The 14375-nt window shown below is 71.3% G+C and carries 19 protein-coding genes; 10 read left to right on the forward strand and 9 right to left on the reverse strand.

Annotation, left to right across the window (positions count from 1 at the left end; translation table 11 throughout):
* Positions 1-13: 13 nt before the first annotated feature.
* Positions 14-1435 carry an argininosuccinate lyase gene (argH, locus tag VF092_15060; protein HEX6748615.1) on the reverse strand — a complete coding sequence of 474 codons (1422 nt, stop codon included), beginning with the start codon at positions 1433-1435 and terminating at the stop codon, positions 14-16.
* A 136-nt stretch (positions 1436-1571) separates the two neighbouring features.
* On the opposite strand from argH, the gene VF092_15065 reads away from it, so the two are divergent.
* The 5 genes from VF092_15065 to VF092_15085 all read left to right on the forward strand — a co-directional run bounded on the left by VF092_15065 (position 1572) and on the right by VF092_15085 (position 2646).
* The gene (locus VF092_15065; GenBank protein ID HEX6748616.1) at positions 1572-1778 is read left to right on the forward strand and encodes a hypothetical protein; all 207 of its coding nucleotides are present in this window, start codon (positions 1572-1574) and stop codon (positions 1776-1778) included.
* A complete protein-coding gene (locus tag VF092_15070; GenBank protein ID HEX6748617.1) occupies positions 1775-1990 on the forward strand; it encodes a hypothetical protein in 216 nt (71 codons plus the stop codon). Before VF092_15065 ends, VF092_15070 begins: the two co-directional genes overlap by 4 nt.
* A 23-nt stretch (positions 1991-2013) precedes the next feature.
* Positions 2014-2181 carry a hypothetical protein gene (locus tag VF092_15075; GenBank protein HEX6748618.1) on the forward strand — a complete coding sequence of 56 codons (168 nt, stop codon included), beginning with the start codon at positions 2014-2016 and terminating at the stop codon, positions 2179-2181.
* Positions 2182-2253: 72 nt separating this feature from the next.
* Entirely contained in the window at positions 2254-2451 is a 198-nt protein-coding gene (locus tag VF092_15080; protein HEX6748619.1) for a pinensin family lanthipeptide, read from the forward strand.
* 48 nt (positions 2452-2499) lie between these two features.
* Positions 2500-2646 carry a hypothetical protein gene (locus VF092_15085; GenBank protein ID HEX6748620.1) on the forward strand — a complete coding sequence of 49 codons (147 nt, stop codon included), beginning with the start codon at positions 2500-2502 and terminating at the stop codon, positions 2644-2646.
* A gap of 85 nt (positions 2647-2731) precedes the next feature.
* Here the strand turns inward: VF092_15085 and VF092_15090 are convergent, their stop codons facing one another.
* The 6 genes from VF092_15090 to VF092_15115 all read right to left on the reverse strand — a co-directional run bounded on the left by VF092_15090 (position 2732) and on the right by VF092_15115 (position 8779).
* Positions 2732-3967 (reverse strand): argininosuccinate synthase, encoded by a 1236-nt coding sequence (locus tag VF092_15090; GenBank protein ID HEX6748621.1) that lies wholly within the window; start codon positions 3965-3967, stop codon positions 2732-2734.
* 143 nt (positions 3968-4110) lie between these two features.
* Entirely contained in the window at positions 4111-4647 is a 537-nt protein-coding gene (locus tag VF092_15095) for an N-acetyltransferase (protein HEX6748622.1), read from the reverse strand.
* Positions 4647-5831 (reverse strand): acetylornithine/succinylornithine family transaminase, encoded by a 1185-nt coding sequence (locus VF092_15100; protein ID HEX6748623.1) that lies wholly within the window; start codon positions 5829-5831, stop codon positions 4647-4649. The genes VF092_15095 and VF092_15100 overlap by 1 nt, the downstream gene beginning before the upstream one ends.
* Before the next feature lie 2 nt (positions 5832-5833).
* Positions 5834-6598: an acetylglutamate kinase gene (gene argB, locus VF092_15105; protein ID HEX6748624.1), complete on the reverse strand. Its 765-nt coding sequence runs from the start codon at positions 6596-6598 to the stop codon at positions 5834-5836.
* A complete protein-coding gene (gene argC / locus VF092_15110) occupies positions 6595-7557 on the reverse strand; it encodes an N-acetyl-gamma-glutamyl-phosphate reductase (protein HEX6748625.1) in 963 nt (320 codons plus the stop codon). Before argC ends, argB begins: the two co-directional genes overlap by 4 nt.
* Positions 7558-7855: 298 nt before the next feature.
* Positions 7856-8779, reverse strand: coding sequence for a cysteine synthase family protein (locus VF092_15115; protein HEX6748626.1), 924 nt, complete (start codon positions 8777-8779; stop codon positions 7856-7858).
* A 364-nt stretch (positions 8780-9143) separates the two neighbouring features.
* Between VF092_15115 and VF092_15120 the strand changes: the two genes are divergently transcribed.
* From VF092_15120 to VF092_15135, 4 genes are all read left to right on the forward strand, one after another.
* The gene (locus VF092_15120; GenBank protein HEX6748627.1) at positions 9144-9563 is read left to right on the forward strand and encodes a hypothetical protein; all 420 of its coding nucleotides are present in this window, start codon (positions 9144-9146) and stop codon (positions 9561-9563) included.
* A gap of 155 nt (positions 9564-9718) precedes the next feature.
* Complete coding sequence (locus VF092_15125) at positions 9719-11053, forward strand: PQQ-dependent sugar dehydrogenase (protein ID HEX6748628.1); 1335 nt, start codon at positions 9719-9721, stop codon at positions 11051-11053.
* Between the two features lie 7 nt (positions 11054-11060).
* Entirely contained in the window at positions 11061-11465 is a 405-nt protein-coding gene (locus tag VF092_15130; protein ID HEX6748629.1) for a secondary thiamine-phosphate synthase enzyme YjbQ, read from the forward strand.
* A 2-nt stretch (positions 11466-11467) separates the two neighbouring features.
* Positions 11468-12430, forward strand: coding sequence for a MaoC/PaaZ C-terminal domain-containing protein (locus VF092_15135; protein HEX6748630.1), 963 nt, complete (start codon positions 11468-11470; stop codon positions 12428-12430).
* 104 nt (positions 12431-12534) lie between these two features.
* Here VF092_15135 and VF092_15140 read toward each other — a convergent pair whose 3' ends face one another.
* Together VF092_15140 and VF092_15145 are read right to left on the reverse strand one after the other, a co-directional pair.
* On the reverse strand, positions 12535-13080 hold the full coding sequence (locus tag VF092_15140) for an ImmA/IrrE family metallo-endopeptidase (protein ID HEX6748631.1): 546 nt from the start codon (positions 13078-13080) through the stop codon (positions 12535-12537).
* On the reverse strand, positions 13067-13507 hold the full coding sequence (locus VF092_15145; protein ID HEX6748632.1) for a helix-turn-helix transcriptional regulator: 441 nt from the start codon (positions 13505-13507) through the stop codon (positions 13067-13069). The genes VF092_15140 and VF092_15145 overlap by 14 nt, the downstream gene beginning before the upstream one ends.
* Positions 13508-13636: 129 nt before the next feature.
* On the opposite strand from VF092_15145, the gene VF092_15150 reads away from it, so the two are divergent.
* Entirely contained in the window at positions 13637-13948 is a 312-nt protein-coding gene (locus VF092_15150) for a hypothetical protein (protein HEX6748633.1), read from the forward strand.
* Positions 13949-14375: the final 427 nt, after the last annotated feature.

Here is a 14375-nt window from a genome sequence, read left to right on the forward strand (position 1 = left end):
TATCGCAGCGATGCTACAGCACCGCGCGAAGCCCGGTGATCTGCTCGGCGACGGCCTCGGGCGCGGTGCCGCCGATGCCGGCGCGGGCGGACAGCGCCTCCTCGGCCGAGAAGAGCGCGTGGAAGTCCGCGCCCTCGAACTCCGGCGACAGGTGCGTGAAGAAGCGCGCATCCAGCTCGTCGAGCCCGCACCCCAGCTCCTCGGCCGCGCGGACCAGGCGGCCGACGATGCCGTGCGCCTCGCGGAAGGGGACGCCGCGCTTCACCAGGAAGTCGGCGAGATCCGTGGCCAGCATGCCGGCGTCGACGGCATCGCGGCAGCGCCCGGCGTCGATCTCCATCGTCCGCACGCTGCCGGCGACTGCGGGAAGGAGCGACTCCAGGGTGTCGAAGGCGTCGAAGAGCGCCGCCTTGTCTTCCTGCAGGTCCTTGTTGTAGCCCGACGGCAGCCCCTTCAGCGTCGCCAGGATCCCCGTCAGCCCGCCGATCAGCCGGCCGGCCTTGCCGCGCGCCAGCTCCATCGCGTCGGGATTGCGCTTCTGCGGCATCAGCGACGAGCCGGTGCTGAAGCGGTCCGACATCTTCACGAACCCCCACTCGGCGCTGGAGAAGAGGACCAGGTCCTCCGCCAGCCGTGAGAGGTGCACCCCCACCATCGCCGCTACGAACAGGAGCTCGGCCGTCCAGTCCCGATCCGCCACCGCGTCCATCGAGTTGGGGGAGACGGAATGGAAGCCCAGCGTCTCCTTCAGCAGCACGCGGTCGACCGGGAACGGGCACCCGGCGATCGCCCCCGAGCCCAGCGGGAGCACGGCCACCCGCTCGCGTGCCTGCGCCAGCCGCTCGCGGTCGCGCGCGAGGGGCCATGCGTGCGAAAGGAGCCAGTGCGCGGCGGAGACCGGCTGCGCGCGCTGGAGATGGGTGTAGCTGGGCATCACCGTGTCGCGGTGCGCCTCGGCCTGCTCCAGCAACGCGCGCTGCACGTCGCGCAGGAGCGTGTCGAGCCGCGAGACGGCGGCGCACGCCCAGAGGCGCGAATCCGTGGCCACCTGGTCGTTGCGCGAGCGACCCGTATGGAGCTTTCCCGCGACGTCGCCCGCCTCCTCGTACAGCAGGCGCTCGACGAGGGAGTGGATGTCCTCGTCGGGCGCGCCGGCCCACTCCGCCTCGGTCCACTGCTCCAGCCGCGCGCCCACGCGGTCGAGCCCGGCGTTCAGCGCCAGCCACTCGTCGTGCGAGATGACGCCGGCGTCGAAGATGGCCTCGGCCCACGCCTGGCTCCCGGCCACGTCCTCGCGCCAGAGGCGGTGGTCCACCGGAAGCGAGCGGTTCAGCCGATCCATCTCCACCGACGGCTCGGCGGAGAAGCGGCCGCCCCACAGGCGCGCGGTCGAAGCCTCGGGGCCCGTCTCGAGCTGGAGCGCGGCATCGGTCATGGCATCCTTCCCTTCGGATACGCGTCGTGCGGCCGGCGGGGAAAAGTGGCCCATCCGGCGAGTTGTGCATTTCCAGACACTTAGTTACGATCACTTCCGTCCCGCAGCCCATCCGTCCATCCCCTCAGGAGAGCCGATGCAGAAGCTCAACCTCGACGGGCTGAAGGTCGACAGCTTCGCCACCACCAGCGAGGCCGCCGGCATCCGCGGCACCGTGGCGGCGCGCGAGAACACCAATCCTCCCACGTGCCCGGACAGCTGGGGCGGCACCTGCTGGCTCACCTGCTGGGACACCTGCCCGTGCACCGATTTCGTCGACTGCTCCGAGGTGGAAGCCCCATGAAGAAGCTGAGGCTGGACCACTTGGCGGTGGAGAGCTTCGCCACGATCGCACGGGCCGGCGGCATCCGCGGCACGGTCGTCGGCCGCGTGGACACGAGCCCCGCCGCCTGCCCGAACACGGATCCGCCGTACTGCCCCGACAGCTGGGGCGGGACCTGCTGGATCAGCTGCTGGGACACCTGCCCGTGCACCGGCGGTCCCGACTGCGCCTGACACCGCCTCCCACGGAGGAAACGATGCGCAAGCTCCGCCTGGACGCGCTCGAGATCACCAGCTTCGCCACCACCACCCGGTCCATCCCCGCAAGGACCACCGGCAGCCCCGCATGTCCCATCAGCTACGGCGGCACCTGCTGGGTCACCTGCTGGGAGACCTGCTACTGCGAGACCGTGTTCGAGTGCTGAGCACGGGGAGTGCGCCCGATCGGGTCGCACTCCGCGCCGCTCCTCCACCACGAGCAACCAGGAGAGGCCCCGATGAAGAAGCTCACCCTCGATGCGCTGGCCGTGACCAGCTTCGCGACCACGGCCGCGGGACCCGGCATGCGCGGGACCGTGAACGGCCGGGAAGCCGCAGCGGCCACGCTGAGCAACTGTCCCGCGAGTTGGAACGGCACCTGTTACATCACCTGCGGGAACACCTGCCCGTGCACGACCGATCCTCGCTGCCCCTAATCGCACCGGCGCGATCAGTGCCTCCCCCAAACCGAAAGGAACAGACCGATGCCGCTCAAGCTCGAAACGCTCGTGGTCGAGTCGTTCGCCACCGCGCCGTCCCTGCAGTCGCTGCAAGTGACCCTCGACACGGTGAGGCAGTGCATCGCCTCGCACCGCATCACCTGCGAGATCAGCTGCAACGGGACCTGCTGAGTCTCCCATTGCCACGCGATCCGCTGCGACCGCGTGCAGCCGGCGGCGCGGGCTCCCGGGGTGGGAGCCCGCGTCGCGCCGATTCTCAGTCCGCCGCCAGGTCGGTGACCAGCGCGGGGGTGCGCTCCTGCTCCTTCAGCGCGCCGACCCGCATCGGCAGGGCGAAGAGGCGGATGAAGCCCGCCGCATCGGCCTGGTCGTAGACGTCGTCCTCGCCGAAGGTGACGAAGCGCTCGTCGTAAAGCGAGAAGGGGCTGGTCCGCCCGGCGATGCTGGAGGTGCCGCGGTACAGCTTCAGCCGCACGTCGCCGGTCACGCGCTGCTGGGTGACGTCGACCAGCGCGTCCATCGCCTGCCGCTCCGTGGTCCACCAGCGCCCTTCGTAGACGAGATCGGCGTAGCGCGGCGCGATGGCGTCCTTCAGCGCCAGCGTGCGGCGGTCCATCACCAGCTGCTCGAGCTCGCTGTGCGCCTGGTAGAGGAGGGAGCCGCCGGGCGTCTCGTAGATCCCGCGCGACTTCATCCCCACCATGCGGTCCTCCACCAGGTCCACGCGGCCGACGCCGTGCAGCCCGCCGATCTCGTTCAGCCGCTCCAGCAGCGCCACCGGGGACAGCGCCTCGCCGTCCACCGCGACCGGGAAGCCGTGCTCGAAGGTGATGGTGACGTACTCCGGCCGGGCCGGCGCGTCCCACGGCGCCTTGGTGAGGAGGAAGAGGTCCTCGGTCGGCTCGTAGGCCGGATCCTCCAGCGGCCCGCCCTCGTGCGACACGTGCCAGATGTTGCGGTCGCGCGAGTAGATCTTCTCCTTCGTGGCCGCGACGGGAACGTTATGCGCCGCCGCGTAGTCGAGCGCGTCCTCGCGGGAGCGGATGTCCCACTCGCGCCAGGGGGCGATGACCTTCATCTCCGGCGCCAGCGAGGCGTAGGTGAGCTCGAAGCGCACCTGGTCGTTCCCCTTCCCCGTGCAGCCGTGCGCGAGGATGGAGGAGCCGATCAGCCTGGCGACCTCGACCTGGCGGCGGGCGATGATCGGCCGCGCCATCGAGGTGCCCAGCAGGTACTTGCGCCCGTAGATGGCCCCGGCGCGCAGCGTGGGCCACACGAACTCGGTGAGGAAGGCCTCGCGCAGGTCCTCGACGTAGCAGGCCTTCGCGCCGCTGGCGAGGGCCTTCGCCTCGAGCCCGGCCAGCTCGTCGCCCTGCCCCACGTCGGCGGCGACGCAGACGACCTCGGCGCCGTAGTTCTCCTTCAGCCAGGGGACGATGATCGAGGTGTCGAGCCCGCCCGAGTAGGCCAGGACGATGGGGTTGTTGTTCATCTTGGTCTCGCTCCCTGGTTTATCTGCTGACGTCGGATGCTTGTTCGTTCGACCGGCTCTCCTGGTCCTAAGTCCTTGGTCCTAAGTCCTAAGCGAGGTCGGATCACTCAGGACTTGGGACTTAGGACTCAGGACTCCCTTCCCTACAGCTCCTTCACCACCGCGATCTCGTCGCACGCGTGCAGCTTGGGGCACGCGCGGCAGTCGGTCCACACCTTCTGCGGGAACATCTCCTTGGGCACCGTGCGGTAGCCCTGCTTGTGGAAGAAGACGTCCTGCAGCGTCAGCGCGAACACCGTCCCGATCCCGTGCAGCTCCGCCTGGTCCTCGACGGCGGCGACGAGCTTCGCCCCGAGGCCCAGCCCCTGCGCCGCCTCGGAGACGGCCAGCGAGCCCAGCTCGGCCAGCTGCGGCGTGTACACGCGCAGCGCGGCGCAGCCGAGGATGCGGCCGTCCTTCTCGGCGACCACGAACTCGCGGAAGTTGCGGCTCAGCTGCTCGATGGTCTTGGGCAGCATCAGCTCGCGCTTGGCGAAGCCGTTGATCAGCGGCTCGACCTGGAGCATGTCGGCCACCCGCGCCGGGCGCACCACGACCTCGCCCGCGCGGGGCTTCTTCACCCCGATGGCATCGAGGACGGCGGCGGCGGACCCCACGTCCGCGTGAATGTCGAGCAGCATCAGAGGACCTCGTCCAGGATCTCGATACCTTCCGCCAGCTCGGCCTCGCCGATGACCAGCGGGGGAACGATGCGCACCACGTTCGGCCCGGCCGAGCAGAGCAGCAGCCCGGCCTCCATCGCCCGCGAGACCACCTCGCCCGCGGACCCGTCGATCTCGATTCCCCAGATCAGCCCCGTCCCCCGCACCGCCTTCACCTTCCCGGACCGACGCACGACCAGCGACTGCAGCAGGTTGGCCAGGTAGTGCCCCTTCTGCCGCACCTCGTCGAGGAACGCCGGCTCGCCGATCGTCCGCACCGTGGCCAGCGCGGCGCTGGCGACGAGCGGACCGCCGCCGAAGGTCGTGGCGTGGTCGCCCGGCTGGATCGTCTCCGCGACACGCTCCGTCAGCAGCACCGCGCCCATCGGCAGCCCGCCGGCCAGCGGCTTGGCCACCGTCATCAGGTCCGGCGTGACCCCGGCCTGCTCGTGCGCCCAGAGCGTTCCCGTGCGGCCCAGGCCCACCTGCACCTCGTCGAAGATCAGCAGCGCGCCGGCCTCGTCGCAGAGGTAGCGCAGCGCCTTGAGGAAGGCGGGGGGGACGGGGAGCACGCCGCCCTCGGCCTGCAGCGGCTCGATGATCACCGCCGCGGTCCGCTCGGGGCGGATCAGCCGCTCGGCTTCCTTCACGTCGCCCACCACGCCGAAGCGAACGCCCGGCATCAGCGGCTTGAAGGGCGCCTGGTAGGCGGGACGGTCGGTCGCGGCCAGCGCCCCCATGGTCCGCCCGTGGAAGCCGCCGAGGAAGGCCACGATCTCGGTCTTGTTCTCGCCGCCGGTCTCGCGCGCCCAGCGCCGGGCGAACTTGATGGCGCCCTCATTGGCCTCCGCGCCCGAGTTGCAGAAGAAGGCGCGGTCGGCGAAGGAGCGCTCCACCAGCCACTCGGCCAGCTCGGCGGCCGGGCGGGTGTGGAAGAGGTTCGAGGTGTGGATCAGCCCCGCGTCCAGCGCCTCGCGGATGGCGTCGGCGATCACCGACGAGCCGTAGCCCAGCGCGTTCACCGCGATCCCCGCGGTGAAGTCCAGGTAGCGCGTGCCGTCCTCGGCGATCAGCCGGCACCCCTCGCCGGCGGTGAAGACCGGGCCCGAGCGCTTGTAGACCTCGAGCAGCGCGCCGGTGGCGTCCAACGTGGCAGTCGTCATCCTCACCCCTCTCCTGCGCGGTGCGCGCCGATGCGCGTGCCCGCGGCGTGGTTCTTCAGCATCTCCAGCCCACCGATCCGCACCGTTCCCACCTCGGACGCGGCGCGGGCGGCGGCGCGGAGCTTGGGCGCCATCCCCCCCTGCGCGGTGCCGTCGGCGATCATCGCCTCGACCTCGTCTCCCGCGACCGCCTCCAGCGTCGCGCTCCCCGCCAGCACACCCGGGACGTTGGAGACGAAGAGCAGCTCCTCCGCGCCCAGCGCCGCGGCCACGGCGGCCGCGGCATCGTCGGCGTTGACGTTCAGCGGCTCGCCGCCGGGGCCGCGAGAGACGGGCGAGACGACGGGGGTGAGCCCCTGGCGGAGCCAGGCGCGCAGCAGCTCCACGCGCACCTGCTCCACCTCGCCGATCCGCCCCAGCGCGCCGCCGCGGGCGACCTTCGCGCGCAGCAGCCCGCCGTCCTCGCCGCTGATCCCCACCGCCTCGGCGCCCGCGGAAACGAGCGCCGACACCAGCCGCTTGTTCACCACCCCGCTGAGGACCATGGAGACGGCCTTCATCGCCTCGGGGCTGGTGACGCGCAGCCCGTCCTTCCACTCGGGCTCGGCGCCCAGGGCGCGCTGCAGGGTGGACACTTCCTTCCCCCCGCCGTGCACCACCACCACGTGGCCGCCGCGGTCCGCGATCGCGCGGGAGAGGCGCACCACCCAGCAGGGATCGTCCACCTCGTTGCCGCCCACCTTCACCACGGTCACGCTCGGCTTCACCGCAGCCCCTCGGTTTCCTCGAAGCCGAACATCAGGTTCAGGTTCTGCACGGCCTGCCCGGCGGCGCCCTTCACCAGGTTGTCGATCGCCGCGACGACGATCAGCATCGGCTGGCTCATCCCCGCCACCGGCTGCACGCCGATGGAGACCAGGTTGGTCCCCACCACGTCGGCCAGCGCGGGGAGGCGCTCCGTCATCACCTCCACGAACGGCTCGCCCGCATAATCATCCAGCCAGGGGCGAAGCGGCTCGTCCAGCTCGCGCGTCAGGGGGACGTAGATCGTCTCCAGGATCCCCCGCTTCACCGGCAGCAGGTGCGGCGTGAACACCAGCTCGGGCGCGGGGCCGGCGCTGAGCCGCACCGCCTGGTCGCGCATCTCCGCGAGGTGGCGGTGGACGTTCCCCACGCCGTAGGCGCTGAAGTCCTCCGCCAGCTCCGCCAGCATCAGGTGCCGCTTGGGCGACCGCCCCGCGCCGCTCACCCCCGACGCCGCGTCGACGATCACCGGCCCGGCCACCAGGCCGCGGCGAAGGAGCGGCGCCAGCGCGAGGATGGCCGCGGTGGGATAGCACCCCGGGTTGGCGACGACGTAGGCCCCGGCGATGCAGCCGCGGTGCAGCTCGGGCAGCCCGTACACCGCCTCGCGCGCCCACGCGGGCGTCGCGTCCGTCACCACGCGCAGGTCGTTGGAGAGGTCGACCACCTTCGCGCCCGCCTCCAGCCCGGCCTGCACCCACTTGCTCGCCTCGCCGTGCGGGAGGCAGCAGAGGACCGCGTCGCAGGCGGAGAGGTCGGCGTCCGCGATGCGCGTCAGCGCCAGGTCGGGCGCGCCGCGCACCAGCCGAGACAGGTTCGCCCCCGCTTCGCTTTCCGAGCTTGCGAGGGCGATCTCCGCCTGTCCGTGCTTCGCCAGGAGCCGGATGGCTTCCCGGCCCGCGTATCCCGAAGCGCCCAGCACACCTACGCGGGCGCGAGAAAATCCATTCATTGCTACGAATGTATATCCAAATAACTGAATAGTCAACCGTTCGGATGAATAGATCTTCTGATTCTATTCAGATCTCCGCGCCAGATGTTTGCGAAGGGAAGATCGGCTCCTGCAGGGAGATGCGAGGTGACAGGAGACGCTCGGCGGAAGGAGTGGGCGAATGAATTCGCTGCAACAACCACACGAAGTCCGCCTGCGTGGACTACCGGCGTCCGCGCAGGCGGGATGATGGGGCTCGCGGCGGGCTTTCGCCGAGTGAGGATTGGATCTACGGACGCTTGTAGACGTCGGTGCTGAGGTACTTCAGGCCGGAGTCGCACATCAGCGTCACCACCGTCTTCCCCGGCCCCAGCCGCTCGGCCACGCGGATGGAGGCGATGACGTTGGCGCCGGACGAGGTGCCGGCGAACAGCGCCTCCTCGCGCGCCAGCCGCCGCGTCATCTCCTTCGCCTCCTCGGTGCCGACGGGGATGATCTCGTCCACCAGCGACGGCTCCCAGAGCGGCGGCGTGTAGCCGATCCCCACCCCCTCGATCTTGTGCGGCCCCGGCTCGCCGCCGGAGAGCACCGCCGACTCCCCGGGCTCCACGATCACGATCCGGACGCCCGGCTTGTGGCGCTTCAGCACCGTCGCCACGCCGCGCGACGAAGCGGCGGTGCCCACGCTGTGCACGAACGCGTCGATGCGGCCGCCGGTCTGCGTCCAGATCTCCTCGCCCAGCGGGAAGTAGCCGGCGATGCTGTCGTGGTTGTTGAGTTGGTCGGTCCAGAAGGTGTTCGGCTCGGCGGCCAGCCTGCGCGCCGTCTCGATCATGTCGAGGATCAGCTTCTTCGTGGTCAGCCCGCCCTCGCTCGGCACCAGCGTGAGCTCGGCGCCCAGCGCGGCCATGTGGTCGCGCTTCTCCTGGCTGAACGCGTCGGAGGTGACGATGTGGATGCAGTACCCCTTCGCCGCGCAGACCAGCGCCAGCGAGGTGCCGGTGCTGCCGCCGGTATACTCGACCACGGTGCCGCCGGGCCGCAGCCGCCCGTCGGCTTCCGCGCGCTCGATCACCGCCTGCGCCATGCGGTCCTTCATGCTGCCGGTAGGGTTCTCCCACTCCACCTTCACGTAGACCTCCGCGCAGCCGGCCGGCACGACGTTCCGCAGCCGCACCAGCGACGTGTTCCCGATCGCCGACAGGATGTCCATCCCATTGCCTCCGCTGGGTGGTTGGATGAGACGCGCAGTGTACGGCCTCACGCGGCCGCGGATAAGCCCCCGCCCATGCGTTTGAGTGAATCGGGTTTCAAGAGATGAATCTCACACGGAGGGAACGGAGGAAACGGAGGACCTGCCTGTCATTCCTCCGTTTCCTCCGTTCCCTCCGTGTGAGACATTCTTTTCCTCGATCGCTACGACAACGGGATAGGAGATCACGGACCCAATCTCCACGATGAGCGGTAGACAGACGCCTCGCGACTCGATCGATTCGAATTGCTGGCGCGGGCGCGCGGCGGTACACTCATGGCCCGCCGCGCGCGGCGCCGGAATCCCGCAATCCGCTGAGACCTGAATGAACCGCAAGGCCCTCACAACCGCCTTCGCCGCCGTGGCCGCGCTCCTGGCGATGGCCTGCAAGGACGCGCTGGACATCGGCAGCTTCTCGGTGACGGGGACATGGGCCGGCACGGCGAAAAAGCAGGTGTCGGGCACCGACAGCGCCACCTACACCTTCCGCATGGAGCTGGAGCAGGACCAGCGCTCCATCGACGGCACCGCGGTGGTGAAGGCGGGCACCGACTCGGTGATCGCCGACGTGGACGGCGTGTGGAACTATCCGCGGGTGTCGCTGCAATTCAAGGCGCCGGAGTTCGCCACGCTGCAGTTCAACTCGACGTTCACGCCCGAAGCCAATCGCGACACGCTTGCAGGCCCGCTGGTGGGCTCCGGCCTCGACGGCGTCACCCTGAAGCTCGTCCGGCAGACGCAGTAGGACGGCTGCAGCAAGATGCAGTTCCCCCTCCTCCAGTCGGTTTGGGAGGACGGGGTGGCGAGCGCGGCGAGCCGCGGGGAGGGGGCCGGGATGCCGGCCGCGAACGCTTGTTGCAGTCGCAGCCCATCACCCCTGACCATCTCACGGTGATGACGATGACCCGAACAGCAGCCCTTCCGCTCGCGCTGGCGCTCCTGGCAGCCTGCGGCGACCGCCCCGCCGTCCGCGAGGCCACCGCAAATCCCCCGTCTCAGCCCCCCGCCGCGGCGAACGAGATCGCGGCGAAGCCCGCGTCGTCCCCCGGCGCCGCCGCGCAGGCGCAGTGCGCGCCGGACAACGGCGGGCTGACGCTGCCACGGGGCTTCTGCGCCGCCGTGTTCGCCGACGTGGAGGGCGGCCCCCGCCACATCGCCGTCGCCCCCAACAGCGACGTGTACGTGGCGCTCGGCGGACGCAGCAGCGGGGGCGGCGTGCTGGCGCTCCGCGACGCCAACGGCGACGGCCGCGCCGACCAGCAGGAACGCTTCGGCGCCGACGGGGGCACCGGCGTGGCGGTGAGCGGCGGCTGGCTCTACTTCGCGCCGAACGACCGCGTGGTGCGCTGGCGCCTGGCGCCCGGCCGGCTGGCGCCCGCGGGCGAGCCGCAGACGCTCGTCTCCGGGCTGCCGGTCGGCGGGCACACGGCCAAGAACGTGGCGCTCGACGGGCGCGGCGGGCTGTTCGTGAACCTCGGCTCGCTCACCAACGCCTGCCAGCAGGCCGACCGCGAGCGCGGCTCGCCGGGGAAGGACCCGTGCCTGGAGACCGATTCGCGCGCCGGGATCTGGCGCTTCGATGCCAACCGCCCCAACCAGCGCCAGGGCGACGGCGTGCACTGGGCGCGCGGCATCCGCAACGCCATGGGGCTGGCCTTCGCGCCGGGCGGCCAGCTGTACGCCACGCAGCACGGCCGCGACCAGCTGCACGACAACTGGCCCGCGCTGTACGACGACCGGAAGAGCGCCGAGAACCCCGCCGAGGAGTTCTTCTCCGTCAACCGCGGCGACGACTTCGGCTGGCCGTACTGCTTCTACGACGTCGACCAGCGCAAGCTCGTCCTCGCGCCGGAATACGGCGGGCGCGGCACAGAGGTGGGCCGCTGCGCGCGGGCCAAGGCGCCGCTGGTGGCGTTCCCCGGCCACTGGGCGCCGGAGTCGCTGGTGTTCTACACGGGCACGCAGTTCCCCGCGCGTTACCGCGGCGGCGCGTTCGTCGCGTTCCACGGCTCGTGGAACCGCGCGCCGCTCCCGCAGGCGGGCTACCGCGTGGCCTTCGTCCCCATGAGCGGCGGCCGTGCGGGCGCGTACGAGACCTTCGCCGACGCCACGCCCGCCGGCGGCGCCCGTCCCGCGCACCGGCCGATGGGGCTCGCCGTCGCCCCCGACGGCTCGCTTTACGTCACCGACGACACGGGCGGGCGGATCTGGCGCATCTTCTACCGCGGCCGGTAAGGGGGTGATGGAGATCGTGCAGCTGCGCACCACGCGCCGGTGCGAGATGCTCGACGTCACCACGCAGCTCCAGGCGGTGGTCGGGCGCTCGGGCGTGCGCGAAGGCGTGGTGGTCGCGCAGTCGCTGCACACCACGGCAGGGCTCACCATCAACGAGAACGCCGACCCCGACGTGCGGCACGACCTCCTCTCCAAGCTCCAGCAGCTCGTCCCCCACGACGAGGTCTTCTACCGCCACGGCGAGGGAAACAGCGACAGCCACCTGAAGACCAGCTTCTTCGGGCCGTCGGTGACGGTGATCGTGAGCGGGGGGAGGCTGCTGCTGGGGCGGTGGCAGGGGGTGTACTTCTGCGAGTTCGACGGCCCGCGCGAGCGCGAGGTGGCCGTGCAGGTCGTCGGCGCGGCGGGGTGACGATGGCGCCGCGGCTGGAGCAGATCGGCTCGATGCTGCGCCTGGTGGCGCGCGGCGTGGTCTCGCGACGGGGCGCGGAGCCGCTCCCCGAGGTGCCGCGCCGCAAGCCGGCCATCGAGCGCGTGCACCGCGGCGTGGACGCGCGCCTGCACGAGCGCTATCTCCGCGCCACCGCAGGCGAGGGAATCGCGAAGCTGCGGGGCCCCCTCTCCGTTCTCTCCCCCGTCTTCCCGGTGACGTGGGAGACGGCGCAGGCGCTGGAGCTGCTGGCCGGGCTGGACCGCCCCCTTCCCGCCGGCGGTGTGCTGCACGTGGAGGGCGAGCTGGTGAGCCTGCGCCCGATCGCGCCGGACGAGCAGCTGCGCTGCCGGGTGGAGCTGGAGCGCGCCGAGCGGGTGCGGAAGGGGATCCGGCTGACGCTGTCGGCGCGCAACTGGACCGCCACCGGCCAGCTGTGTACGCAGAGCACGACGGTCTTCCTGGCCCGCACCCGCGCGCCGCAGGAGGCGCCGCACGCCGAGCCGCGCGCCACCCCGCGCGACGAGGGCGACCCGCGCGGCGAGCCGCCGGAGCGCTGGGACGAGGTCGCGCGCTGGCGCCTGCGCGGCGACGCGGGCCGTCGCTACGCCGCCGTCTCGGGCGACTGGAACCCCATCCACCTGTGGGGCTGGACGGCGCGCCCGTTCGGCTTCCGCCGCCCCATCCTGCACGGCTTCTGCACCGAGGCGATGGTGGCGCACGCGCTGATCGAGCACCGCCTGGGCGGCGACCCGGCCGCGCTGCGCCGGCTGCGCATCGCCTTCCGCGCGCCGCTTCCCCTCCCCGCCGCCGCGCGCCTGCTGGTGGGCGACGGCATCGGCGTGCGCTGGTTCCGTGTCACCGACGACGCGGGCGAGAAGGTGTTCGCCGAGGGCACCTGGGCCGGCGGCACGAATCCCCCGCGGCGCCTCGCGCTGGTCAAATAAAGAAAGAAAAGAGGGCTCACGCAGAGTCAGCAGAGGAATCAGCTGTTGACTCTGCTAACTCTGCGTGAGCCATTTCTTTATGGCGATCGAGAAAGTGCGTGAGGTCAGACCCCGTGCTCGCGATAGAGCCGCAGGCGCAGCTCCGCGCGGTCGCCGAAGCGCTGCGCGGGCCAGTTCTCGGCGTACTGGGCCACCGCCAGCGCGATCTGGCGCTTCACCTCGCGCCAGGGGGTGCGGCCGCGGCGCACCTCGGCGATCCACCACCCGGGGACCAGGTCGGCCAGCGCGAACAGGTCGGCCCCGCGCTCGGCGGGCGACATGTATCCCTCGTCGGCCAGGAACACCGGCCCGTCCACGTCGCCGGCCAGCACGTGCCCCAGCTCGTGGCGCAGCGCGAAGAGGCGGTCCGTCTCCTCGGCCGAGCGGTTGATGAGGATGGGGTACACGCCCGCGCACTGCGGCAGCACCATGGCCACCGTGTCGGACTGGAAGGGAAACACCTCCACGTGGCACCCCGCGGCGCCCAGGAGGTCGCTCACCTGGTCGGTGCGCGCGGGCGACAGCGACCCCGCGTAGCTCCCCACCGTGTCGCGCGCGCGCTCCACCAGCCGCCGCGCCGCCGCCAGCACCTCGTCGTCACAGCTCGCCATTGTCCACCCGCTCCTTCAGCGTGTACCACCAGTCGGGAAGCCGCCCCCGCGCCGTCAGCATGCGCCGGAGCCCTTCCAGCGCGTCGAGCTTGCGAAACTTTTCCTGCCCCGGCGGCGCGATTCCCTCAACGAACCGCGCCACCGCGTCCAGCGACCCGAACACGTCGCCTCCCTCCGCGTCGGCGGAGCCGGCTGCCTCCGCCTCCTCGGGGCGGTGCCCCGTGCGGATCCACTCCGAGCCGCCCCCGCACGCCTCCGCGATGCGCTCGAGCGTGTAGGCGTGCGGCACCGATCCCCCCGTCTCCCATCGCGCGATCGAGCCGGGGTGCACCCCCACCCGCGCCGCCAGCTCGTCGCGCGACAGCCCCCTTCGTTCCCGCAGCATCCGGATGCGGTGGCCGATCGCCCTGTGGTCGTCTCGTGGCATTCGCTCTCCGAAGAAAGACCGAAGAAACCGTTGACCGCGGGAGTCGCGGTGTTTATCTTGTGGTAAGTGTTAAGCGTCGGCGCGCACCGTGTCAAACGTTCCGTCGGCCCCGGAAACCAGGAGGTATTCATGATCGCAGTGCCGGTCCTGCCGGAGTCGGGCGCTCGCCCCCGCCGCGTGGTGCGGCGCGTGGTCCGCCGCCCGGCCGCGCACGTCCCCCAGCCCGAGCCCGAACCGGAGCCCGCCGAGCCGCGCCTGCTGCGCCCGGCCGCCACCTGCCCCCGCTGCGGCGCCCGCCCCGCCATGCGCGTGACCGACGCCATGGTCGGCGCGCTGACCGGGCACCCCGGCACCGAGCGGGTGGGCACGTACCAGTGCCAGCGCCGCGGCTGCGGCGCCATCTACGACCTGACCGCCGACGCCTACCTGCTGGCCAGCTGAGCCGCTCCCGCGCTCACCGAACACATTCCGAAGATAACGACCGGCGGACGCCCGCGAAAGCATGTCCGCCGGTCTTCCCCGACGCGGGAATGGCGTTCATGCTCACGCCGATAAAGACGCGTAGAGAGCTTTCACCCGCAGCGGCCCGCCGTCCCATCTCCCGCGAGAGGGACGGAACCGTGCACCTGCGGCAACTTGCGGGTGGGGTGGATGCGAAAAGCTTGACGGCTTTCGTATCCCCACTTACTTTTTCGGCACTTCCCGCGTGACAACCGAGCTTGCACCCCGCAGGGCGGCCTCCGCGCGCAGCCTGACCCGTATCTCCGGCCCGATCGGGATTCCGACGCACTCCCCGACAGCTCACCAGGCAATGGCCCCGCTGGCCGCCTGACCGTTTTCGCCCCGCGCGCCGGGGCGCGAGAGAATG

Origin of the sequence: Longimicrobium sp. (assembly GCA_036377595.1) — a bacterium.
GTDB lineage: Bacteria > Gemmatimonadota > Gemmatimonadetes > Longimicrobiales > Longimicrobiaceae > Longimicrobium.